The 16237-nt window shown below is 37.0% G+C and carries 17 protein-coding genes; 12 read left to right on the top strand and 5 right to left on the bottom strand.

All coding sequences use genetic code 11. The features are described from left to right. Both J2743_RS02530 and J2743_RS02525 read right to left on the bottom strand, forming a co-directional pair. On the bottom strand, nucleotides 1-294 hold the full coding sequence (locus J2743_RS02530; RefSeq protein WP_209624986.1) for a chorismate mutase: 294 nt from the start codon (nucleotides 292-294) through the stop codon (nucleotides 1-3). Continuing rightward, nucleotides 287-1159, bottom strand: coding sequence for a shikimate kinase (locus J2743_RS02525; RefSeq protein WP_209624985.1), 873 nt, complete (start codon nucleotides 1157-1159; stop codon nucleotides 287-289). Before J2743_RS02525 ends, J2743_RS02530 begins: the two co-directional genes overlap by 8 nt. A gap of 323 nt (nucleotides 1160-1482) precedes the next feature. Here J2743_RS02525 and J2743_RS02520 point away from each other — a divergent pair, with 323 nt between their 5' ends. The 11 genes from J2743_RS02520 to J2743_RS02470 all read left to right on the top strand — a co-directional run bounded on the left by J2743_RS02520 (nucleotide 1483) and on the right by J2743_RS02470 (nucleotide 11880). After that, nucleotides 1483-1746, top strand: a complete 264-nt coding sequence (locus J2743_RS02520; protein ID WP_209624984.1) for an MJ0307 family thioredoxin — start codon at nucleotides 1483-1485, stop codon at nucleotides 1744-1746. A 39-nt stretch (nucleotides 1747-1785) separates the two neighbouring features. Beyond that, on the top strand, nucleotides 1786-3066 hold the full coding sequence (cbiD, locus tag J2743_RS02515) for a cobalt-precorrin-5B (C(1))-methyltransferase CbiD (protein ID WP_209625116.1): 1281 nt from the start codon (nucleotides 1786-1788) through the stop codon (nucleotides 3064-3066). A gap of 193 nt (nucleotides 3067-3259) precedes the next feature. After that, on the top strand, nucleotides 3260-4321 hold the full coding sequence (locus tag J2743_RS02510) for a glycosyltransferase (RefSeq protein ID WP_209624983.1): 1062 nt from the start codon (nucleotides 3260-3262) through the stop codon (nucleotides 4319-4321). 226 nt (nucleotides 4322-4547) lie between these two features. After that, entirely contained in the window at nucleotides 4548-5027 is a 480-nt protein-coding gene (moaC, locus tag J2743_RS02505; RefSeq protein WP_209624982.1) for a cyclic pyranopterin monophosphate synthase MoaC, read from the top strand. Continuing rightward, a complete protein-coding gene (locus J2743_RS02500; RefSeq protein ID WP_209624981.1) occupies nucleotides 5028-7109 on the top strand; it encodes a DEAD/DEAH box helicase in 2082 nt (693 codons plus the stop codon). Between the two features lie 30 nt (nucleotides 7110-7139). After that, nucleotides 7140-7670, top strand: a complete 531-nt coding sequence (locus J2743_RS02495; RefSeq protein WP_209624980.1) for a DUF2115 domain-containing protein — start codon at nucleotides 7140-7142, stop codon at nucleotides 7668-7670. 22 nt (nucleotides 7671-7692) lie between these two features. After that, nucleotides 7693-8229: a DUF2115 domain-containing protein gene (locus J2743_RS02490; protein ID WP_209624979.1), complete on the top strand. Its 537-nt coding sequence runs from the start codon at nucleotides 7693-7695 to the stop codon at nucleotides 8227-8229. 134 nt (nucleotides 8230-8363) lie between these two features. Beyond that, on the top strand, nucleotides 8364-10523 hold the full coding sequence (locus J2743_RS02485; protein WP_209624978.1) for a response regulator: 2160 nt from the start codon (nucleotides 8364-8366) through the stop codon (nucleotides 10521-10523). A 66-nt stretch (nucleotides 10524-10589) separates the two neighbouring features. Then, entirely contained in the window at nucleotides 10590-11048 is a 459-nt protein-coding gene (locus J2743_RS12220) for a type II toxin-antitoxin system RelE family toxin (RefSeq protein ID WP_337971981.1), read from the top strand. Nucleotides 11049-11123: 75 nt separating this feature from the next. Beyond that, nucleotides 11124-11477, top strand: coding sequence for a hypothetical protein (locus J2743_RS02475; RefSeq protein ID WP_209624977.1), 354 nt, complete (start codon nucleotides 11124-11126; stop codon nucleotides 11475-11477). Nucleotides 11478-11742: 265 nt separating this feature from the next. After that, nucleotides 11743-11880 carry a CopG family ribbon-helix-helix protein gene (locus J2743_RS02470; RefSeq protein ID WP_209624976.1) on the top strand — a complete coding sequence of 46 codons (138 nt, stop codon included), beginning with the start codon at nucleotides 11743-11745 and terminating at the stop codon, nucleotides 11878-11880. 200 nt (nucleotides 11881-12080) lie between these two features. On the opposite strand, the gene J2743_RS02465 is transcribed toward J2743_RS02470, so the two are convergent. The 3 genes from J2743_RS02465 to J2743_RS02455 all read right to left on the bottom strand — a co-directional run bounded on the left by J2743_RS02465 (nucleotide 12081) and on the right by J2743_RS02455 (nucleotide 14230). Next, the gene (locus J2743_RS02465) at nucleotides 12081-12386 is read right to left on the bottom strand and encodes a hypothetical protein (RefSeq protein WP_209624975.1); all 306 of its coding nucleotides are present in this window, start codon (nucleotides 12384-12386) and stop codon (nucleotides 12081-12083) included. Nucleotides 12387-12496: 110 nt separating this feature from the next. After that, a complete protein-coding gene (locus tag J2743_RS02460) occupies nucleotides 12497-13111 on the bottom strand; it encodes a hypothetical protein (RefSeq protein WP_209624974.1) in 615 nt (204 codons plus the stop codon). 228 nt (nucleotides 13112-13339) lie between these two features. Further along, nucleotides 13340-14230 carry a UbiA family prenyltransferase gene (locus J2743_RS02455; RefSeq protein ID WP_245247963.1) on the bottom strand — a complete coding sequence of 297 codons (891 nt, stop codon included), beginning with the start codon at nucleotides 14228-14230 and terminating at the stop codon, nucleotides 13340-13342. Between the two features lie 300 nt (nucleotides 14231-14530). Here J2743_RS02455 and J2743_RS02450 point away from each other — a divergent pair, with 300 nt between their 5' ends. After that, nucleotides 14531-16213: a sensor histidine kinase gene (locus J2743_RS02450; RefSeq protein WP_209624973.1), complete on the top strand. Its 1683-nt coding sequence runs from the start codon at nucleotides 14531-14533 to the stop codon at nucleotides 16211-16213. Nucleotides 16214-16237 lie beyond the last annotated feature (24 nt).

The raw sequence follows: 16237 nt of genomic DNA, 5'->3' as shown, positions 1-16237 counted from the left end.
TTACCTCCTTAATAGTTTCTCTTGTTCTTCTTTGCTCAAATCCGTCAGTATCTTAATGATCTGGGTGAGACTGTCTTTATTTATTTCTTGATTGTTAGCTATTTCTCGGATTTTATGGTGAATAACTTCTTCCCTTTCTGGATCATGAATATCCATACCCAGGACCATCTTAGCCCGGGCAATGTCTCCAGCCAGAGAAGTTCTTTCTTTGATGAGTCCTATTATTTCCTCATCCAGTTCATCTATTCTCTTCCGAGAGTTTTTAAGCTGTTTTAAGGCTTCTGCCCTATTCATGGTCAACCACCTCGGTTCCCACATTATCTACTTCAGTAGATATAACTCTGCCTGGGTGCAAACTCCAAACTTCCTCCACGCTATCCATAGCACTGTCTGGAACTATAGCTACAAATGAAGGTCCTGTTCCTGAAAGTCCTGCTGCTAACGCACCAGAATCAAGGGCATCCAGGGCGATTTCTGTATTGAAATTAAGCGCAGCACTATATAAAATCCCGTTAAGGGTCAGAGCATGGTATATGTTACCCCGAAGTGCTTCCTGAAATGCGAGTTTAACCCAGGGGGCCAGGAGTTTCATCCTCGCCACATCAGATTGGGCAGTAAGTGACTTTCTATTGGGCATGTATATTAATATATTTTGCTCCTCCATCTTTTGCATGAGCAAAATATCCCTCTTCTGATTGTGAGTTATGGTCAGACCTCCGAAAAAAGAGGCAGTAGCATCGTCAAAAGCCCCAGTTATGGTAACTCCTGCCTCCAACGAAGCATCTATCGCCATGTTGATTATGTCATGATCATTTAAACTTTCATGAGCCACCAGACCTTCATCAACCAGTGCATGATAGGTAGCCATCACTACAGCATTTGAGGTGGCACTGCTACTGGAAAGTCCAGAAGCCACTGGTAGTGTGGAACTGGTCTGGATCTGGATTCCACTTTCTACATTGAATTTTTCCATAACATTTCTAACGCAAATCTCCATCAATGTGGTGTCAACACCCTTTTCTGTTTTAAATTCCATCTTTGAGGGTTTTAGACTGGCTTCGGCAGTTACATATAATCCTATGCCAAATGCGGATCCGCAACCAGTGGATATGGCATTAATGACAGTGGCAGATCCTGGAGATCGAACAGTTACATTCAAATAATCACCTAAAGAAGAGTTTAACTCCTACATATTATTTCATTCTTTATATTAATAGAAAAACACTAATAAATACATCGATGAAAATTAAATTTGATAATTAATCAATTAATAATGGTCCTGTAAATCTTAAGGGAAATATATGGTTACTTAAAGATAAAATCCATAAAAATTTTACTAACAAATGCATAAAAAAATAATTTTTCATCTAAATTTATAAAAATAAGATTTCTTTGAAAAAGAATTTAAACAATAAACCATGAAAAAGAATTTAAACAATGATATATAAAATTACATGAACATGTCCAATAGAGGTGAAAAATATGGTTGTCAAAGTAGAAGTGTTCACATCTCCTTCATGTCCTTATTGTCCCATGGCTATTGAAGTAGTAAATGAAGTTGAAAAAGACATGCCTGGGGCCCTGGAAGTTGAAAAAATCGATATCATGGTTGACAGGGAAAAAGCCATTGAATATGGTCTCATGGCAGTTCCGGCTATTGCGTTAAATGGAGTGGTCCGTTTTGTTGGTGCTCCTTCCAAAGAAGAATTGGTGAAAGCCATAGAAGATGAGAAGGGTAATGCCTAAAGACACCACCTAAATAAACCTTATGAGTAATTAATGACCATGGAACAAGACCATTCCAGTCAAAAAGACTACACTAATTTTAAACTTAATTCCAAATCTCAGGGGACTGAAACATCCCCACCATCCGTTTCTTTTTCTGTTGAAAGTGATGATTACGGAATCACCACAGGCACTGCAGCCACAGCAGCAGCCTTAGCAGCACTTTTAGCTGTAACCGGAGAAAAATCTTCAAAAAAAGAAACATCCTCAGGAAAAGTACTCCAAAAAAGGAATACCTCCAAGAAAGATACCTCCAAGAAAGATACCTCCAAGAAAGAAAACTCATCAAAAGGGAAAATTTCATCAGTTAACGTCACCACACCACTTGGAGATATAGATGTTTTAATTAAGAAATCCTGTAAAATTGATAACTCCACTGGAAAGGCCTCAGTGGTTAAGATGCCCTACCATGACCCTGATGTGACCATAAACATGGAAGTGCAGGCAGAAGTTCACCTTAAAGACTCACCAGGCATTACCATTAAAGGTGGTGAGGGAGTGGGCAGAGTAACCAAACCAGGATTGCAACTACCCATTGGAGAAGTGGCTATAAACCCGGTGCCCCGTGAGATGATCCGTTCCAATCTGGAAGATGCACTTCCACCAGGTAAAGGTGCAGAAGTGCTCATCGAAGTGCCTGAAGGTAAAAAAATTGCCAAACGAACCATGAATCCCCGATTAGGTATTTTGGAGGGTATTTCCATCCTGGGAACGACTGGTATTGCACGTTCCATGAACACGGAGAGTTTTCAAATGACTAAAAAATGTCAGCTGGATGTGGCACTGGCTGAAGGTTATGATGAACTGGTCTTTGTACCTGGAAATATTGGGGAAAACCTGGCCAGGCAATTGTTAGATGTTGATGATGACCAAATTGTTCAGATGGGTAATCTGGTAGGTTATATGCTGGATGAAGCCCGAAAAAGCAGAATATCCAGTTTAATTATTTTTGGTCATGCTGGTAAACTGGTTAAAATTGCTGGAGGAATCTTCCAAACCGAACATCGCCTAGCAGATGCCAGAAGGGAAATCATAACCGCACACACCGGACTGGTTGGTGGGGACAATAAGTTAATGGAAAAAGTTTTCAATTCAAACACCACTGAAGATATGATTAGTGTCTTGGAGACAGAAAAGCTTACTGAACCTGTTTTCAATTCCATAGCCCAATCTGTTAAAGAACGCTGTCAGGAAAGGTTCGACATAAATCCAGAAGTACTCATTCTAAAAATGGACGGCACCGTCCTTAACAACAACCACCAGGTTAAACTAAAAGCTTAAAACTTCAGTTAAAAAATATATTAATTATTGGAAAATATCTTTAATGAAGAAATGTATTATTGTGAGATATAATGGGACATCTACCATAATTATATGAAAAATATCTCTAATTAAAGAATATGTGTTTAGACTCTTATTCAGGAATGGATTATTAAGGAATAGCTGAGCATTACGGTATTTTACGGTGAAAATCATGCGAGTGTGCATATTAGGACAATATCCCCCCCATATAGGTGGTGTTTCATCCCACACATATCTTCTCTCCCAGGAACTGAAAAAAAGAGGAGATGAAGTTTACATATTAACCTATCCCCACTCTGATATCAAAGATTTAGATGGTATTAAGGTTGAAACTGCATTTGCACCCAACATTAAGGGATTAAGAGGGTTTTTTTTCTTCATATCCTCAATTTTCAAGTTGAACAGTATGGTTCGTCATTACAACATTGAGATCATACATTCCCATTTTCTCCTCCCACCCGGACTTATAGGAGTATTGGTGGGTAAAATTACTGGTATAAAAACTGCAGTCACTGCCCATGGTTCTGATCTTCTCATACAATCCAAAAACCTACTTTTAAGACGTTTAATCAAGTATGTTTTATGTAATGCAGATTATGTGCTAGTAGTCAATAATAAACTAAAAGAAAAGGCTTGTGAACTTGGTGTTGACCCTGAAAATATACATATAACCCCCAATGCAGTTAACATAACAAAATTCAACCCTGAAAACAAGGAACTTCCTTCAGATATCAGGATGAGTCCTGATAAACCAGTTATCCTTTTTGTGGGTAACCTGGTTTTCCAAAAGGGGGTGGAGTATCTTCTAGATGCAAAAAAACTTATGAATTGTGATGCAAAGTTGGTGATTGTTGGTGATGGCCCCTTGCGCAGGAAACTGGAGAAAAAGGTAGAGGAGAATAATATTTCAGATGTGATCTTTGTTGGAGCCCGCAGGGATATTGATAAGATCATGCCATCTGCAGACCTGTTTGTTCTTCCCAGCATTTCAGAAGGATTTCCAATAACCATACTGGAAGCCCTGGCATCCGGTTTACCAGTTGTGGCTACTAATGTGGGAGGGATCAGTGAAGTGGTGGATGATAGTGTGGGTTTAATTGTTAAACCATCAGAACCTCATGAACTGGCTATGGCAATGGATAAAATTTTGGAAAACGGAGAATTAACGAATTTAATGTCAGTTAATGCTCGTAAACATGCCATGAAATATGCTTCCTTTAAAATACCCTACTAAAAATATCTTAAATCCAATCAACTTTAGGTTTAAATTTTCATGTTTATACCGTCATCATTTTAATTTATGCAGATGATCTAATTACAATCAGTTAATTCACCAATCAACATTATCTCATTAAGCCATATTACTTCCCAAGCACTTACCATAATCATTAATTTAACAGATTACTTGAGTATTGAAATATAGGAAGAGAGTTTTAGAAAAGATAGGGAGAGATGAATTTATGGAGAAAAAAGAGTTAACCCATCTCACCAGTAGTGGAGTGCGCATGGTGGAAGTGGGAGATAAACCTGTGGTCCGGCGAACTGCCATAGCCAAAGGCAGAATAAAACTCCAAAAGGAAACCATCGCACTTATCAAGGAAAAAGGAGTTAAAAAGGGCAACGTACTTACTACTGCCCAGATTGCAGCTATCCAGGCTGTGAAAACAACTCCCCAAATGATACCCCTCTGCCATTCTATACCAATAAGTGGGGTGGAAGTAGAATTTGAGGTTGAACATGAACACGTGCAAGTAACCGTCAAGGTGCGCAGCACAGGAAAAACAGGGGTTGAAATGGAAGCCATCACCGGAGTTAGTGTTGCCCTCTTAACCATTTGGGACATGGTTAAAAGTGTTGAAAAGGATGAAAATGGCCAGTATCCTTCTACCTGTATTTCTGATATCGAAGTTATAAAAAAAGAAAAGGAGACCATTTATTAGATGAGTCTTGAATCAATGGACTCTTCAATTGCTAACATAATCAGGAAAGCTTATCCTGAGATTGAAGAGCTTAACCCTGCCCAAGAAGCTGTTTTAGATGCAGGTTTTTTGGATGATCCTGAGAACTTCATTATTGCTATTCCCACTGCCAGTGGGAAAACTCTTTTAGGAGTGATGGCTGCACTAAAAACCATCCTTAATGGTGGAAAAGTGGTTTACGCTGTGCCACTTTTATCCATTCAGAATGAAAAGGTTAAAGAGTTCAAAAAATTTGAAGATCATGGCATTAAAGTGGGTAAACATCCTTCTTCTTCGGATTTGGCAGTGATGGTATTTGAATCCTATGATGCACTCACTCGTTTCAGTTGGAACACTTTATCTGAGTTAGATCTGCTTATTGTGGATGAATTTCACATGATTGGAGAGTATAGCCGAGGACCTACCATTGAATGTGCAATAACACGTTCGCGCATGTTAAATGAGGGTATGAGGATCGTTGCCTTATCTGCAACTCTCCAAAACATGGAGGAACTTTCCACTTGGCTGGGAGCCAGAGTTGTGGAGCATGATTTTCGTCCAGTGCCCCTTTTTAAAGATGTTCTCAATGCTGAGGAGTACGGAACCAAGAATAAAAATGATGTCATTCTCCAAATACTAAAAGAATCCATGGATGAATCCAGCCAGGCCCTGGTTTTTGTTTCCACCCGTCGCTTCACAGAATCTCTGGCTAACTATTTGGCGGGTAAAATTAAAAGAAACTTGCCTCCTGAGAAAAAAAAATCCTTCAAATCTGTAGCTGAAAAGATACTGGATGTTCCCAGACGGAGAGGGTCCTTACCTACAGAGGTATGTTTGAAACTGGCAGAATGTGCTGAAAATGGTATGGCTTTCCACCATGCTGGATTGTTTGACCGGCAAAAAGAGATCATAGAAGAGGAATTCCGTGCCGGGAATCTGTTGATGATCACCGCCACACCCAGCCTGATGTATGGGGTTAACTTACCATCCAAAAATGTGGTTATCAGGGATTACACCCGTTGGACCAGCCAAGGTCCTCAACCCATACCAGTATTTGATTATTTGCAGATGTCGGGAAGGGCCGGGCGGCCGGGATATGACAAGGAGGGTTATTCCTATCTTATTGCCAAAACACTGCCTGAAGCTGAACAGTTACAGTATCAGTATATTTATGGAGATGTTGAAGCCACTAATTCCCGTCTTTTAGAAAACAGGGATGCAGTTTATCGGCAAATCATATCCCAGGTAGCAGCGGGTATGGCAAAAAATCCTGATGAATTGATGGAATTTTTCAAAGACACTTTTTCTGGGTTTCAGATGAATCACTCTGAATATTCATCCCTTTTTGCATCTGACACCATGGAATATCAGATAAAAGAAGCCCTGGATTTTTTAACAGAACATGGTATGATTCAAGCTGTTCCAGACGGACTGCGGGCAACTGCCTTTGGTATGTTAATTGCCAAGAGTAACTATGCAGTGCAGACTGCGGTTCGTCTTAAGGAATTTGCCCGTTCTGGAGGTGAGTTTGACCTGTCCCGTTTGATCTATGAGATATGCCGCACCCCTGATCTTATACCCATCTCTTTTAAGGGTCGGAAAAGCAGGGATCCAGTTAGGGATAAGCTTAACCGTGCTGGTTTATTTGTGGTTGATGTGGGTAATGAAGAGGCCACTGCTGCCACACTTATGGAGTGGATGGATGAAAGGAGTGAATATGAAATTGAAAATGCCTTCAATGTTTATGCTGCATCCACCCGCAGGGCTGCCTATGAAGCATCTTTGCTGGTGAAGTTTCACCGTGAGATCTGTCAGGTTCTGGGAATCTACACTGGACTGGATTTAATGGAAATATTGGCAGCCCGTCTTTACTACGGTGTGAAGGAGGAACTCTTACCACTGGTAGTGGGAATCAAACGATTAGGACGTCGAAGAGCCAGGGCATTGGTGGATGCCTTTGGAAGTGATCTTCGATACGTTTCCCGGGAGGAACTCCTGAGGATTGAGGGTATTGGTCCAAAAACCGCGGATAATATAATGAAAAAATATCATGCCCATGACTAAACTAACTTTGAACGCAGGATGAGTCATTAAATGATTATAAAAGACTTGGATTTATCAGGGAAAATAAAGAAAAATGATCTCTTAATGGCACTGAAGGGGGAAGCCAACCAGTTACACATCAACGACTTTATCAAAACCTGCAGTTTCCTCAAAAAGAGCATGGAACATGTGCACCCCCATTACCAGGAAGAATACATAAAAATGTACACTGAGGGCTATTTAATGGGATATAAGGATGTTAAAAATGATAAAACGTCTTATCAAGGATACGTTGATGGTGAAAAACTGGGAGAATCTATAGAACTTCTGGAAAACCAGGAAAAAAGGATGGAAGAAGAATTTGGTAAACAAAATCGATCTTTTAAACCTTACTTGGTCATGTCACTTTATACAACTTTTATTCTGGAGGAACCAGTACATCCAGTGGGTACGCCTTTCCCTGGAGGTTTGAAGGTTCGCAAAGATAAAGGGATTTATTACTGTCCTGTAAAGGATAACAATGAAAATAATCCATTGGCTGTTTGTGGTTTCTGCATTGCTCAGCAAGAACCTGATATGTGAATAATAATTTGGAGAATACTACATGGAAACTAAACTTACTGAACTGGATTTTGACTGTAAGATTAGTAAAATGGATCTCATGAAAGTTTTGAAAAATGAAGCAAGATCCATACATATTCTGGATATAATGAAAGCTTCCAATTTCCTGAGGGATGATGCCAAGTTCATGCCTACGAAGGAGCGTGATGATTATATTACCAGGTTCACCAGGGCCTTTTTCACCAGGATTAAGGATATAAAAGATGACCAGTTAAAATATTCTGGAGATGTGAATCCCGGGAAACTCATGGAGTTTCTAAAAGTGCAATATGAACAGTCAAAAAACTCCCATAATGAAGATGAGTTATGTTTCCATCACATAGCTCGAGTAGTTTCCACTTACACTACATTTATACGTGAAGAATCCATCCATCCGGTGGGAACCAGATTTCCCGGTGGTTTCACCCTGCGTTATGTTAATGGACTTTACATGTGCCCAGTTAAAGATAAACAGAAGGATACTCCCAGTGCACTGTGCAGATTCTGTGTTTCGGTTCAGGATGAAAGTGTAGAAAGTTGAAAAAAAAACATTACTCTAGTTCATCCAAAAATTTTTATTTTTATTTTAATATAATAAACACTGAAGAAATTTATCTTAAAGAAGATTGATCCTCATTTAAATTAAATTTTATCTTAATATTTGGTGAGTTCAGGATGGAACCTGCATCAGTAATAATCGTGGAAGATGAGAAGATCACTGCCATGGAACTCAAACAGAAACTGGTTGAAGCCGGTTACTTAGTGCCAGCCATAGTGTCCAACGGAAAAGAAGCCATCAATACTGTGGCTGAAATAAGACCGGACCTGGTGCTTATGGACATTGTGCTCCCGGGAAATACTGATGGGATACAGGCCGCTCAAAAAATCAGTTCACTGGACATTCCTGTAGTATTCTTAACTGCTTATTCTGATAAAGATACCCTGCAAAGAGCTAAATCCACTTCTCCTTATGGTTACATCATTAAACCTTACTCTGACAAAGAGTTGCAGTTAGTAATAGGAACTACTCTCCAAAAACATGAAGAATATCGCAAAAAAGTTGAAAGTATTCGGAATAAGGGATTGGGAAGGGGTGTGCCCTCAAAAAGCCCGGCTGAAGAGGTTTCGTGGGAGGAACGTCCTCGAATACTTATAGTGGAAGATGAGATTATCACTGCCATGGATTTGGCTGCAGAATTGGGAGAAATGGGATATCTGGTTGTAGACACCGTGGGCACTGGTTACGAAGCCATTCGAAAGGCAGAGTTATTCCGTCCGGATCTGATTCTGATGGATATTGTATTGGGTGGTGAATTGGATGGTATCGAGGTGGCAGAACAGCTCCGTGACCTGGATATTCCTGTAGTTTATCTGAGTGCTTACACAGATGATGTTACTGTGGAAAAAGTCAAAAAAACTTTCCCCTATGGTTATCTTCCTAAACCATACCAGATTGATGAACTTTACAGTACCCTGGAAACTGCTCTACAACAACATAAATCAGAGACAGAGAAAATAGTAAAAATAGATCATAAAATCACTGTTAAAGAAGAAGAATTGAAAATAGAAAAAAAGGCTGTATTCTTTATAAGTGCAGTGATTCTTTCATTAATTATTTATGGAGTGGTTACTCAAAATATGACCTGGCTCATGTATTTACTATTCATTCCTGCAATTTACAACCTTTTTATAGTCATAGTGAGCCTTAAAAGTCAGTCAGTCCCAGTTGAATGCAGGAATATGCCTTTTGTCAGCATACTTATCCCTGCTCATAATGAGGAGTTCACGATTGAGAGTTGTGTTCGTTCCCTGGCAGAACTGGATTATTATCATGGTGATGAACGTAATTATGAAATAATTGTTATCAATGATGGTTCAACTGATGGAACTGGTCCTCTTTTGACGGGACTAAAGAAAGAATTTGATTTTTTACAGATAATAACCCGAAAACCTCCTAGAGCGAGTAAAGGAAAAGGATATGTCTTGAATGATGGTATAAAAATCTGTCAAGGAGATGTTGTTGCTGTTTTTGATGCTGATGCTCGTATTAAACCTGATTTTCTCAGTAAGATAGTTCCTTACATGGATGAGGAAGATGTGGCTGGGGTGCAGGCCAGGGTGCGCATGTACAATGCTGACCGGAATGTTCTCACCAGGATGCAGGAAGTGGAATTTGCCATTTTTGGTAATGTGATTCTTAAAGCTCGGGATATTATGGGCAAATCCAGTTTCCTGGGAGGTAACGGCCAGTTAACTCGCAAAAAATTTGTTGAAGACATTGAATGTTGGGATGGGTTTGCAGTTACTGAAGACCTGAACCTGAGTATCAAACTAATGTTGGATGGTAGTAAAATACGTTACTGTCCTGAAGCAGTGGTTTGGCAGGAAGCTGTGCCAAAATGGAAAGATTTCTTCAGGCAAAGAGTCAGGTGGGCTACGGGGAACCTGGAAACCCTCTTTGTTTACTTGACCCCCATAATAAATGCCAAAATACCATTTTATAAGAAGATAGACTCTATACAGTACCTGGTTTTCCTCCTATTTACCGCCTTTGTAATGTTAGGTTACGTGGTTTTTTTACTGAATCTGGGACAGATCTACAGATTCACCATGGGCGCTCCACTATTTATCGGCCTCATATCCACTGTAGCCTTTTTCCCAGGAGTTATGTTGGGAATCCATCGAGATAAGGTGGGTATTTTAAGGTTATTGATTCTGGCTGTGGCGTACTGGGCTTACTGTCTTTATCTTATTCCCCTCTTTTTCGCAGCATTCATACACATGATAACCCGTAAGGAAAGGCACTGGGCCAAAACCAAACATACAGGGGATTGAAAAATTTAGTTAAAAAATGATTTTTTTAATAAAAGTTTCATAGCGGTCTTTTTAAAGGTTTACAGGGTGAACAATATCCAAAAAAATAACTTCAGTGAAGGTTATTCTGATAAGAATTATCTTAATACTGGATATCCAGTTATTTCCAGGGAATATCATACCCAACTGAATGAAATTCGGGAAAAGGTTAAACAAGGCCATTGTTCTACTTTGAAAGATTGTTTGTTGCTCTTTGAAGATTTGTGGGATGCGTCCCCTGCATATGAAATCATGTTTTCCCATAGGTTTCAGAAGGAAATGGAAAAACTGTCACATAAAGACCCAGAACAGTACAAACATGTTTTGAAAAAAATGGAACAAATCCAAGCCAAACCCTTGCACTACAAACCATTAAGTGGTGATCTTCATGGTGCTAGAAGGGTACACGTAGGTGATTTTGTGTTGATTTATGAATTCAAGGATGATCTGATAATTTTTCATGATTACAAACATCATAATCAGATTTATATGGATACTATAGACTAAGGCACTTCTGAACAAGATACTCCCCATCTAATAATGAAAAGATATGAAGTTTATAATGAAAAGATACTTTGACCTTTGGATCATCACCCTCAGGATATGACTGAGGAGTGCTGTATTTTCATTTGGAAGTGGACTCTTCTCATTTACTCCTACCCCCAGGGCATTTCCTGTACCTTTGAATTTGATGACATCATCAAGGGGAAGTACTTGTATATCATTCCCTTCAAATCATTCCCTTCAAAGAACAACTTATTCACCAACCGGTTCAGGGGAGGTAATTTCTTGCAGACCTTGGCCCGTAAAAATCCAGAATTGAATAAAAATCCAGAATTGAATAAAAATCCAGAATTGAATAAAAATCTGGAATTGAATAAAAATCTGGAATTGGATCTTAACCTGATAATCATTACCATGACAGTGAAAAATTAATTTTTGACATGTCGAGCTGAATTGTTAAAACCCTTTTTTAATTTTCTGATTTATTCGTTGATTTTTTTTAGTTTACTCATCTGGTTTATCCCTTGGTATATTCATTATTTTATCCATTACTCACTGTTATAGGACTATCCCTAAAGTAAAGTGTAACTTTCAGTAGAAATATCCACACTTTCAGTAGGAATATCCACAATATCTAGAAATCAGTTCAATATTCAGCCAGTAAAGTATATATTTGTAATGAAACGTAATTATATACATGACAAAAAAGAAGAGTGTTTACATCCGTCTGGAACCAGAGTATATTGAAAAAATTGACAGGATAGCTAAAAAAGAAGATCGATCAAGGTCATATATTATACGCAGATTGATCATGAATGGACTGGGGAAAAAGTAATACTTATTCATGTATTTTTATGCATTAATAAGGAACTGGAAAATGTAACTAAAATATAACTACCATTTGTATAACTACATATTTGGGTGATTACTAACTAGCCTAACTATCTAAATACCTGATTAACACACCTCTTAACTCCACACCTCTTAACTCTTAAAAATAAAAGATAATCAGCCTAAATTAGGCCTCAATTTACATCAATTAATAAAATCTGCCGCTCCAATTAGATAAAATACTTGATTGTCCTTTTTTTTATGTTTTAATTCGCGTAAAAGGTTTATTTTTTCTTCAAATTCTTCTTTGTAATCATTCTGAAACTTGTTCCACCGTTGGGGATTCTGAGATAACCAACTGGCTGATTCATTATTTTTAGCAGAACCTTTTATTAATAAAATCTGCCGTGATTTCTTATTACATGTTGTTTGTGACCAAAGTTCAGCCACCATCTTCTTGAATTTGTTCTTCCTTTGAGGATAGTTGTGAGAAAGAATATTTTTAACCATGGTAACCCCTTAATCTTATTATAGGGCTTTTTAGTATATTAATTTATGGTTCTGCAGTTGTCAAAAAATTAATTTAAAATTTAGGAACTATCCAAAAATTGGTTTATAAATTAACACCTATCCAAAAAACATTGTGCCATGTTCCGGGTCTTGGGACTTTTACTATTTAACTGAACTTTCACAAAGTCTTCAATTTTTTCTTTATCATCTGCATCAGGATAAATCTTAATGAGTGCTTCAATGGCGTATGCTTTGATAAGTTCCTTCTGTTTTCCCTGGTGGACATCATCAATACTAATTAATATATCAATGATTTTGGATTGTAGCTCAGGTTTGTTGTGTACTATAACACTGGAATTTAAAGCTACATGAGCGGCTGTCATGGTTTTATCCCCGGCCAGTATTCCATAATAATCATTGAATATGTTTTCAAATTTATTATCTTTATCCGCACGGGTTAAACTGGCTAAAATGTAGATAGCAATGAATTTTTGATAATTGTTTGGACTGTAAAGCATCTCCTGGAAATATTCCCATTCCGAGTATAGAAAATCTGCATCATTTTCAGCTATTATTTCCATGATCTTGAAACAGTTTTGTCTAGTGGCATCATCCTTAGAACGAACACCATTTAACAGTTTTTGGAACAGATCTGCATGGTTCAATGCTTTTTGAGCTAATTCTTCCACATCAATATTTTTCTGGTCTAACTGGTATTCTGACACTGAACATAACCCCCTACACAATATAGGTTATTTTCTTTCTTTTTAAATTCTTTATTGATAAAAATTAACTTTAATTTTCTTATGAATCAATGATGATTCGTTGAAATCAAAAAATTTCCATTGTAATTAGGGATGTAATGATAAAAATAAACTTAATTATGAAAATAAATTTAATCCTTAGATATTTTTATAAAAATGATTCATAATGGTGAATTTCATGAAAATGAATCAACATAAAATATTTTTAAATATCGTGATAACACCAAATAGAAAGAGGGGCCAGATTATAAATTCAAAATCTGCAATATAGCACAGATTACCCCATGACCCTGAATCTATGGCTTTTTTGGACATTTTTAAATAATAAAATGTATAAAAATAAAAAGCCAGCAAAGCGAAAGCATATAATGGAAGAACTTTGAAGTAAACCCCTGCTATTATGGGTATGAAAGATATTAAGTTTATAGAATGCAAAAAATTTATGGTATTGTTTTTTCCCAGGAGTACTGGTAACGTTTTCAGCCCCTCAGCAGCATCACTTCTTAAATCCTTTAAGTCAAAAAATATGGCATCCATTATGGCCCTTAATGTTATACATACAAATACAATTAAGAAAGATAGACTTATTTCCAGTGAATAATAAAAGGGAATGAAAAATGTTCCTCCCAATGACCAGGTTAATCCTGTATAAATGTTCTTGAAAACCGGGATTCGTTTAGTCAAACCTTTTAGAGCTGTTGCGTATAACAAACCTCCCCCAGTAAGTATGACAATGAATATTATGAGTTGGTGGCTGGAAAAAATAAATAACAATGAAATCAGCAGAATAACATAAGATATCAGGAAGACTGGATAGTAACGGGCATTTTTCTCTAAATACATAAATCTTTCCGAGTTTACATTATCTTCTTTCCCTACATCTTGATGATAATCATAACTGTAGACTATTAAAGGAAGTAAATAAGAAATACACAATATAGGCCAATCCACCCGGGTACTGGTAACTAACGATGTCGTTAAAACAAAACAAGGTGCTGCTAAGGCCGTTAAATAGCCCCCGTAAATACTTTCATTTATTAATATTGTTAAATGCCTTGAATAGTCATATTTAATGTTCAAATGAGTCAGCACCCCCAATAGAACTAAAAACACCACCCATAAGATATAATTTTAAGTAATACCCATAATAAACTTTGCATATGCCCAATAAGATAATACTACTCAGTACAATAATCTTATTCAAAAATTATATTATTAACTATGAACAACATATTAATAATTATGTTAAAATCTCCACAAATGGGAAATAGATGACAATATTTAAGCGAAAAATATAAAAAAACGTAGTTCAATACTTATTATAAACTAAATCTCACCATCACAGCATAATAGTATTTAATTACATTCCTATGGAGGAACATGAACCCCTACGCATTAATCTCCCTCACTGCATTCATGGTGTGCTTTTTTCTAGGTAATTTTATTTACCATAAAAATCCTAAAAACCAGTTAAATATAATGATTGCACTATTGGCTATATTTGTTGGATTGATGGCATTTGTAGAATTTGAATACAGGCAGGCTATTGATTTTAGTACAGCCTACTTCTGGCTTAAAGTAAGTGTCCTATGGCCAATAGTTCCTCCAATTGTTTTGCATATTGCACTTATTTTCACTGAGAAAACCTACCTTTTAAAAAATAAACTCGCTTATCTTCTAATTTATGGACCTGCATTCATCATGGCTATTTTGGCCTTATACACCAACTGGCTACTGATAGGAATTGTAAAAGAGTACTGGGGTTGGACTTATTTATACCCAGTTAATACCTTATTATTTGATGCAATGACGGTCTGGACAGTAGTTTGCAGCTTAGTAGCAGCAGGATTATGCTTTGCTTATTATATTAAAGCAAAAAATCTAAAAAGATTACAAGCAAAATATGTGATGGTGGGAATTTATCTTCCCCTAATTATAAGTTTGGTCAGTGATCTGGTACTTCCTTCTACAGCCATTAGAGTACCTGAGATGTCAATGACCATGTCCACAATTGGCATAAGCTTTATCAGCTATGGTATTTGGAAGTACAGATTTCCTGCCTTAACCACTGCTGCAGTTGCCGATGATATAGTTTCTACCATGTCCAACTTTCTAATCCTACTTGACCATGAAAATAAAATTATAACTGTTAACCAGGCTACCGTAGATCTTCTGGGGTACAGTGAGAAAGAAATAATAACAAAACCAGTAAGAATCCTCTTTAGTGATATCAACCAATATAACACATTTAGTGACGCTATTTTAAAAAATAATTCTGCAAATAATATTGAAACCTATCTAAAATCCAAAAGTGGCGAAATTATCCCGGTTTTCCTATCAAAATCAGTTATCAGAAGTGATGATTCTAGAATTGTAGGGATCGTCTGTATTGGTAACGATATTGTGGATATTAAGAAAGCTGAAACTAAGATAAAATCATCACTTCAAGAAAAAGAATTATTACTTAGGGAAATACATCATCGTGTTAAAAATAACCTGCAGATTATTTCAAGTCTTTTGAATCTTCAGTCTGAATACGTTAAAGACCAGAAAGATCTTGAACTCTGGCAAGAAAACATAACTCGTATTAAATCAATGGCAATTATCCATGATGAACTCTATCACACCCCTAGTGTTGCCAATATAAATTTAAGAGATTACTTAACTAGCTTCTTAAATTACATCTATTTCCATTATGATGCAAGGAAAATAAAGATGAATATTGATGTGGAAGATATAAAATTAAATGTGGACACTGCAATTCCATGTGGCCTTATTTTAAATGAACTGGTGACTAATTCCATAAAATACGCTTTTCCAGGAGAAACTAAAGGGGAAATACACACCACAGTCCATTCAGAAGATAATGATATCATTTTAACTGTAAAAGACAATGGAATTGGTTTTCCTGATGATGTAGATTTTAGAAATACCGAGACTTTGGGTTTAAAATTAGTAGTTTCCTTAACTTACCAATTAAATGGGAAAATCGAACTGAATAAGGAAGATGGAACTGAATTTACCATAATTTTCCAGGAATTAAAATATAAAAAAAGGATTTGAAGAAGATTTGAGTAGATCTGAATA

Origin of the sequence: Methanobacterium petrolearium, from assembly GCF_017873625.1 — an archaeon.
In the GTDB taxonomy this organism is placed as follows: Archaea; Methanobacteriota; Methanobacteria; order Methanobacteriales; family Methanobacteriaceae; genus Methanobacterium; species Methanobacterium petrolearium.
Note: the sequence above shows the minus strand (reverse complement) of the source record. Positions and strands in the feature narration are given on the sequence as shown.

Coding starts and splice junctions, on each gene's coding strand:
- J2743_RS02530 (WP_209624986.1), bottom strand. CDS start 294: ATGAATAGGGCAGAAGCCTTAAAACAGCTTAAAAACTCTCGGAAGAGA.
- J2743_RS02520 (WP_209624984.1), top strand. CDS start 1,483: ATGGTTGTCAAAGTAGAAGTGTTCACATCTCCTTCATGTCCTTATTGT.
- cbiD (WP_209625116.1), top strand. CDS start 1,786: ATGGAACAAGACCATTCCAGTCAAAAAGACTACACTAATTTTAAACTT.
- J2743_RS02510 (WP_209624983.1), top strand. CDS start 3,260: ATGCGAGTGTGCATATTAGGACAATATCCCCCCCATATAGGTGGTGTT.
- moaC (WP_209624982.1), top strand. CDS start 4,548: ATGGAGAAAAAAGAGTTAACCCATCTCACCAGTAGTGGAGTGCGCATG.
- J2743_RS02500 (WP_209624981.1), top strand. CDS start 5,028: ATGAGTCTTGAATCAATGGACTCTTCAATTGCTAACATAATCAGGAAA.
- J2743_RS02495 (WP_209624980.1), top strand. CDS start 7,140: ATGATTATAAAAGACTTGGATTTATCAGGGAAAATAAAGAAAAATGAT.
- J2743_RS02490 (WP_209624979.1), top strand. CDS start 7,693: ATGGAAACTAAACTTACTGAACTGGATTTTGACTGTAAGATTAGTAAA.
- J2743_RS02485 (WP_209624978.1), top strand. CDS start 8,364: ATGGAACCTGCATCAGTAATAATCGTGGAAGATGAGAAGATCACTGCC.
- J2743_RS02470 (WP_209624976.1), top strand. CDS start 11,743: ATGACAAAAAAGAAGAGTGTTTACATCCGTCTGGAACCAGAGTATATT.
- J2743_RS02465 (WP_209624975.1), bottom strand. CDS start 12,386: ATGGTTAAAAATATTCTTTCTCACAACTATCCTCAAAGGAAGAACAAA.
- J2743_RS02450 (WP_209624973.1), top strand. CDS start 14,531: ATGAACCCCTACGCATTAATCTCCCTCACTGCATTCATGGTGTGCTTT.